7 protein-coding genes and 1 pseudogene are annotated in these 6,853 nt (G+C 63.1%); 7 read left to right on the top strand and 1 reads right to left on the bottom strand.

Annotated features, from left to right (window positions below; all coding sequences use genetic code 11):
* The 3 genes from IV498_RS18350 to IV498_RS18340 form a co-directional block, all read left to right on the top strand.
* A partial coding sequence (locus IV498_RS18350; protein ID WP_269046970.1) for an NlpC/P60 family protein occupies positions 1-194 on the top strand: 194 nt, incomplete at its 5' end.
* A 203-nt stretch (positions 195-397) separates the two neighbouring features.
* The gene (locus IV498_RS18345; RefSeq protein WP_269048516.1) at positions 398-796 is read left to right on the top strand and encodes a DUF3054 domain-containing protein; all 399 of its coding nucleotides are present in this window, start codon (positions 398-400) and stop codon (positions 794-796) included.
* Positions 797-937: 141 nt separating this feature from the next.
* Positions 938-1,219, top strand: coding sequence for an Lrp/AsnC family transcriptional regulator (locus IV498_RS18340; RefSeq protein ID WP_269048515.1), 282 nt, complete (start codon positions 938-940; stop codon positions 1,217-1,219).
* Positions 1,220-1,251: 32 nt separating this feature from the next.
* On the opposite strand, the gene trpD is transcribed toward IV498_RS18340, so the two are convergent.
* Positions 1,252-2,319, bottom strand: coding sequence for an anthranilate phosphoribosyltransferase (gene trpD, locus IV498_RS18335; protein ID WP_269048514.1), 1,068 nt, complete (start codon positions 2,317-2,319; stop codon positions 1,252-1,254).
* 156 nt (positions 2,320-2,475) lie between these two features.
* Between trpD and ctaE the strand changes: the two genes are divergently transcribed.
* The 4 genes and pseudogenes from ctaE to qcrB all read left to right on the top strand — a co-directional run bounded on the left by ctaE (position 2,476) and on the right by qcrB (position 6,791).
* Entirely contained in the window at positions 2,476-3,114 is a 639-nt protein-coding gene (gene ctaE / locus IV498_RS18330) for an aa3-type cytochrome oxidase subunit III (RefSeq protein ID WP_269048513.1), read from the top strand.
* Between the two features lie 85 nt (positions 3,115-3,199).
* Positions 3,200-3,988 (top strand): cytochrome bc1 complex diheme cytochrome c subunit, encoded by a 789-nt coding sequence (gene qcrC, locus IV498_RS18325; RefSeq protein ID WP_269048512.1) that lies wholly within the window; start codon positions 3,200-3,202, stop codon positions 3,986-3,988.
* Positions 3,989-4,077: 89 nt separating this feature from the next.
* Positions 4,078-5,106 (top strand): cytochrome bc1 complex Rieske iron-sulfur subunit, encoded by a 1,029-nt coding sequence (gene qcrA, locus IV498_RS18320; protein ID WP_269048511.1) that lies wholly within the window; start codon positions 4,078-4,080, stop codon positions 5,104-5,106.
* Positions 5,107-5,108: 2 nt separating this feature from the next.
* Positions 5,109-6,791 (top strand): annotated as a pseudogene (gene qcrB, locus IV498_RS18315) (cytochrome bc1 complex cytochrome b subunit).
* The last annotated feature ends 62 nt before the right edge of the window (positions 6,792-6,853 follow it).

Raw genomic sequence — 6,853 nt, 5'->3', positions numbered from 1 at the left:
GATTCGCTGCTCCGGTAACGAATCCTCAGCCGGGCGACTTCATTTACTACGCAGACGGAGGCATGGGCTTTTCGCATAACGCCATCTACATCGGGGGCGGCATGGCTATCCACAGCGGTTGGAACGGCAGCCAGACAATCGTTTTCAGCGTCAACATCGGATCGGGACCGTCGTACTACAGGGTCATCGGCTAAGAACCGGCCAACAACTCAACAGCACGGGGCAAAGTGCCCGACCAGCCCTAAGGTCGGGCACTTTTCTTCCCACCGGACTGTCCCACCTGCTTGCCCGCAGCCTGCGAACCGGTGGCAGTCCGCGGGGAGCACTCGGCGTCCACCGACCCCGCTCCCCGCTGCTTCAGATCGGCCCGCCGCCGGATCCGGGTTACGGTGGAACGGTGAACCAAACGCAAACGACGTCGTCCAGGATAGTTCTCTACGCGGCGGCCGCGGATGTGGTGCTTGTGCTGCTCTTCGCCGCTTCCGGACGGGCAAGCCATGCGGAAGGGGACTCGTTCTTTGGTGTGCTGCTGACGGCGTGGCCATTTTTGGCGGGGCTGGTGCTAGCCTGGCTGGCGAGCCGCAGCTGGCGCCGACCGTTGCGGCTGTGGCCCAACGGCGTGGCAGTGTGGATCGTGACAGTGCTGGCCGGAATGGTCTTCCGCCTGCTGTCGGGCAAAACTGCCCAACTCTCCTTCGTCCTTGTGGCCGCCGTAGTGCTGGGCCTTTTCCTGCTCGGACACAGGGCTCTGGCCGGCATGCTGCTGCGCCGCCGATCCCGCCGGCGCGTTGGCTGATCCGCGCCACCTGAGGACAGCCGAGTCCCCTTTTAGGCTAATCTCGAACTCAGGGCAGCCTGGCTGCCCGCAAAGCGTTCCCGGCCGGCACCGAGAGTCCGGCCATCGCGCCCGACAAACGGCCCAAGCATTGGAAAACCCGTGATCACAGCTTTCGTCCTGATCAAGACCGACGCGTCCCGCATCCCTGAGTCAGCCCAGGAAATTTCCGAACTGGAGGGCATCAGCGAGGTATATTCCGTCACCGGAGAATGGGATCTCATCGCGGTCGCCCGGGTGAGCCGCCACGATGAGCTGGCAGATGTCATCGCGGACCGCCTCTCCAAGGTACAGGGAGTGGTTTCCACGACCACGCAGATTTCATTCCGCGCGTACTCCCAGCATGACTTGGATGCGGCTTTTTCCCTCGGGCTGGGCCACTAAGCCTGCAAGTTAGTGTTCCTCGCCTTGCTCAGTCAGCCGGCGAAGGAGGTGGAGTGGGCGATCCAGCTCGCCAACACGGCAGCCGCAGCCCCATTATCGATCGAGGCCGTGGCCAGGGCGCTGGCCTGGCCCATCCGCTCGACCAGGCTCCCCTCGGCGCGTGAACTATTGGCGACCAGTCCTGCCGCGGCGTTGAGTACGACGGCGTCGCGCACCGGCCCGGTTTCGCCGGCCAGGATTTGGTGGACCACTTTGGCGTTATACGGGGCGTTTTGACCGCGGAGGTCTTCAACGGTGGCCCGGGGAACACCGATGTCTGCGGGATCGAATTCACTGCGGACCACCTCTCCGGCGCGGACCTCCCAGACCGTGGAGGAGCCCGTCGTCGTCAGCTCGTCCAGTCCATCACTGCCGCGGAAGACTAGTGCGCGGCTGCCGCGGGCGGCAAAGACGCCGGCCACCAGGGGTGCCATACGGGCATCGGCGACGCCAACGGCGGAGGCGGACACCCGGGCGGGATTGGTCAGCGGACCCAGGAAGTTGAACGCCGTCGGAATGCCCATTTCCTTGCGCGGCACCGCGGTGTGCCGGAACGAGGGGTGAAAGACCTGGGCAAAGCAAAAGGTAATGCCCACCGTTTCGGCGGCGGCGGCGACCCCGGCGATGGGCAGATCAAGGCGGACGCCCAGTGCCTCCAGAACATCGGCTGAGCCGGCGGCCGAGGATGAGGCCCGGTTGCCGTGCTTAACGACTTTCGCTCCCGCCCCAGCGGCCACGAGTGCGGCCATGGTGGAAATATTAACGGTGTTCAGCCGGTCTCCGCCGGTGCCAACGATGTCCAGGGTGTCGCCGCGCACGCTTAGTGGCTTTGCGTTTTCCAGCATCGCTTCGACCAGTCCGGCCAGTTCCGAGACGGTTTCGCCCTTCGCCCGCAGGGCCACCAGGAATCCGGCGATCTGTGACGGCGTTGCGGTGCCCTCCATAATGGTGTTCATCGCCCAGCGCGTATCCGAGGTGCTGAGGTCTTCTCCGGCAACGAGCGCCGAGAGGAGAACCGGCCAGGTCAAACGGTGTTCGGGTGCTGCAGCTAAGGAAGTCACCTCCCGATCGTATCGAGCCGGCGTGCCGTCGGACCAATATGAACCCGCCGGCCACCGCGGAACAGAATCGGCGGAATTTCGCGGCTTTGTAGAAAAAGTATCCGCGAAACGCATTTTGCATTGGGCAGCGGGCACTTTTATAGACATAATGTCTATGTGACAACTGCGACTCATGCCCCCAATATCCCAGCGCACCCCACCCTGAACCGGCCGAATATGGTCTCGGTGGGGACGGTGGTCTGGCTTTCCAGCGAACTGATGTTCTTCGCCGGACTTTTCGCCATGTACTTCACCCTCCGCTCCACCTCCGCGGGCCTTTGGGCGGACGAGACGGCCAAGCACAACGTCCCGTATGCGCTGGTTAATACTCTGGTGCTGGTCTCCAGCTCCTTCACCTGCCAGATGGGCGTGTTCGCCGCCGAGCGGCTTCAGCCGCGCCGCGCCGGCTCACTGCTGCGCTTCGCACGCTGGGGCATGACCGAGTGGTTCCTGGTCACCTTCGTGCTGGGAGCCGTCTTCGTGGCCGGGCAGGCCGCCGAATACGCCACCCTCGTGTCGGAGCACGTTTCGCTGTCCTCCAACGCCTACGGGTCGGCCTTCTACATCACGACCGGATTCCACGGGCTGCACGTGATCGGTGGTCTAATCGCTTTCCTGCTGATCATTGGACGCGGCTTCGCCGCCAAGAAGTTCGGTCATTTTGAGGCTACGTCCGCGATCGTGGTCTCGTACTACTGGCACTTCGTCGACGTCGTATGGATCGGCTTGTTCTTGGTCATCTACATCCTGAAGTAAGCTCGGTTTTGAGCTTCTTCTACAAGACGCAGAAATTATTTCGCGGCGGGATCCCAGCCGCAGGATCGACAAAAGGAAACACCTCGTGAAGGCACTTTCGCAGAAGCGACGTCATCCACTGGCAGCCATTGCGCTGCTGCTGCTGGGGCTCATGCTCACCGGCGGGCTGTACGCCGCAGCCACGACTGTCAACCAGGCCAAGGCCGACACCACCACCTTCTCCGCTCAGGACACCAAGGAGGGGCAGAAGCTGTTCGTCGCCAACTGTGCCACCTGTCACGGAATGGGTGCCGGCGGCTCCCCCACTGGGCCGTCACTGGTGGGCGTGGGCGCCGCCGCGGTGGACTTCCAGGTGGCCACCGGGCGCATGCCGCTGGAGGCCAATGGCCCGCAGGCTCAGGAGAAGCCGCGCCAGTTCAACGAGACGCAGACTAAGCAGCTGGCCGGTTATATTGCCTCATTGGGCGCGGGTCCGGCCATTCCGGAAGAGCACTACCTGGACGGTAAGGGCAATGCCGCCACCGGTGGCGAATTGTTCCGGGTCAACTGCGCGATGTGCCATAACGCGGCCGCCGCCGGCGGAGCGCTGACCCGTGGGAAGTTTGCGCCCGCACTGGCCGGCGTTTCCAGTCAGCACATTTACGAGGCAATGGTGACAGGCCCGCAGAACATGCCGGTCTTCAATGACGCCAACATCACTCCCGACGACAAGCGGGACATCATCACGTTCCTGCAGACCATTGACGCCAGCGGTTCTCCCGGCGGCGCCGACCTGGGCTCGCTGGGCCCGGTTTCGGAAGGCCTCTTCATCTGGGTGGCCGGCCTGGGCGTCGTCATCGCCTTCACAATCTGGCTGACCTCGCGGACCTCCTAGCTGACACTTCGCGGTTCCCCGATCGGGAGCCGCACGCACCGTAAATTTCGACCCCGGGAAATCCGGGATAAAAGAAGGATGAGGGGATTATGGGCGACCATAGTGACGGCACCGAGGCACACTCGCGCGCCGTAGCTAGGGCTGGTCACGGCGAAGTGGATAAGTTCCAGGATCCTGGGCTGCCACCGCACCGTTTGAGGCTGGCCGACACGAATCCCAAGGCGGCCAAGCGGGCCGAGCGCCAGGTTGCCGCGCTGTTTGGCATCTCGGTCATCGGCACCTTGCTGTTTTTCTTCGCGTACTTCGGCGTCCGGCTGGACAACACGATTTCAACCCTCCGGCTGCAGAACCTGCTGCTGGGACTCGGCACCGGGTTCGCGATGCTCGGCATCGGCACCGGCATCGTGCACTGGGCCCGGGCCCTGATGCCCGACCATGAGGTGTCGGAGGAGCGCCATGCCATCCGCACCGAAGCGGACCGCGTCGGCGCCGAAAAAATCGTCGGAGACATCCTCGAGGAAACCGGCATTAAGCGCCGCCCGCTGATCCGCAACACACTCCTCGGCGCACTCGTCCTGGCTCCCCTGCCTGCCATCGCGATCTTCCGCGACCTCGGGCCACTGCCCGCGGATGCGCTTCGGCACACCATGTGGAAGACCGGCACTCGGCTGGTCCGCGACCCAACCGGCACGCCCATCAAGGCCGCGGACGTCACCATCGGTTCTGCCTACCATGTCATTCCCGAAGGACTGAATGAACTGAAGGAAGGCAAGCTGGAGGCAAAGTCAAAAGCCGTCGTGCTGCTCATGCGCTTGAACCCTGAAGAGCTCCACCCCTCTCCGGGACGCGAGGATTGGGGCTACAACGGCATTGTGGCCTATTCCAAAATCTGTACCCATGTTGGATGCCCGGTTGCCCTTTATGAGCAGCAGACGCACCACCTTCTGTGCCCCTGCCATCAGTCGACTTTCGACCTGACGCGGGAATGTAAGGTCATCTTCGGCCCGGCCAACCGCCCACTGCCGCAGCTGCCCATCAAGGTCGACTCGGAGGGCTATTTGGTGGCCCAGAGCGATTTCCATGAACCCGTCGGACCTAGCTTCTGGGAGCGTGGCTGATCATGAGCGCCGCAGCAGAAACCACATACACCCCGGCCACCAGCGTCGGACGCATCACGAATTTCGTCGACCAGCGCGTCGGCGGTTCCGCCATGGTGCGCGAATTCGGCCGCAAGGTCTTCCCGGACCATTGGTCGTTCATGTTTGGCGAGGTGGCGCTTTACTCCTTCGTCATCCTGCTGATGTCCGGTACTTTCCTGACTTTCTTCTTTGATCCGTCGATGGCGGAGACCACCTATAACGGCAGCTACCTCCCGCTTAAAGGCGTGGACATGTCGGTGGCGATGAATTCAACCCTGGACATCTCCTTCGATGTCCGCGGCGGTCTCTTCATGCGCCAGGTGCACCACTGGTCCGCGCTGCTGTTCACGGCCTCCATCGCCGTGCACATGCTGCGTGTGTTCTTCACCGGGGCTTTCCGCAAACCCCGTGAACTCAACTGGGTGGTGGGCGGCGTGCTGCTCATCCTCTCCCTGGCCGACGGGTTCACCGGATACTCGCTCCCCGATGACCTGCTCTCCGGCAACGGACTGCGCATCATTGACGGTGTGATCAAGTCCATCCCTGTGATAGGCACCTACATCTCGTTCTTCCTCTTCGGCGGAGAATTCCCGGGAACGGCCGTGATAGGCCGGCTCTACGTACTGCACATTCTGCTGGTACCGGCGATGATCCTGCTGATGATCGCCATCCACCTCTTCATGGTCGTGGTGCACAAGCACACCCAGTTCCCTGGCCCGGGCCGCAATGACGGCAATGTCGTCGGCTACCCCCTGGGCCCGGTCTAGGCAGCAAAAGCCGGCGGCTTTTTCTTCATCGTCTTCGGCCTGGTGGCTCTGATGGCTGCGGCGTTCACGATCAACCCGATCTGGAACTACGGTCCCTACGACCCGTCCCCGATCTCGGCCGGCACGCAGCCCGACTGGTATATCGGGTTCGTCGACGGTGCGCTGCGGCTGATGCCCGGCTGGCTCTTCGGGATTCCGATGGAATGGCAGATTCCGTTCCCCTGGGGCGTGAACACGCTCTCCCTGAACGTTCTAGTCCCGGCGCTGGTGCCGGCCGGCATAATTTTCGCCGTGCTGTTCACGTATCCCTGGATTGAGCGCTGGATTACCCGGGACAACCGCGAACACCATGTGCTTGACCGTCCGCGCAACGCTCCCACCCGCACCGCCATCGGCATGGCCGGGTTCACCTTCTACTGCGTGCTGTGGGCCTCGGCCAGCTCGGACCTGATTGCGACACACTTCCATGTGTCCCTGAACGACGTGATCTACTGGCTCCGCGTGCTGTTCTTCCTCGGCCCGGTATTTGCGTTCATGATCACCAAGCGGATCGCGCTGGCGCTGCAGCGCAAGGATCGTGAGATCGCACTGCACGGCCGGGAAACTGGCCGGATTGTCCGGCTGCCCCATGGTGAGTTCATCGAGGTCCACGCGCAGCTCGATGATTACAAGCGGTACACGCTGGTGGCGTACGAATCCCCCGAACCGGAGGCAGGCATCCCGAATAAAAAGGGTGTCGTTACCGGCTCGGAAAAGCGCCGCTCCGCCCTGAGCCGGTTCTTCTTCGAGGACCGGGTCGCACCGGCCACACCGGCCGAGCTCGAAGCCGCGCACAGCCATGGTCACCACGAGGAGATCACGGCCGGCGACGACGATGCCGCAAAGGTTTTGCACTAGGCGTCACCTTCGCCGGGAACGGTAAGAGATGACAGGAGCGGCCCCCGGGAGATCCGGGGGCC

Origin of the sequence: Paenarthrobacter sp. Z7-10 (genome assembly GCF_026932795.1) — a bacterium.
Classification (GTDB): domain Bacteria; phylum Actinomycetota; class Actinomycetes; order Actinomycetales; family Micrococcaceae; genus Arthrobacter_M.
This window is presented reverse-complemented; position numbering and strand designations above follow the sequence as displayed.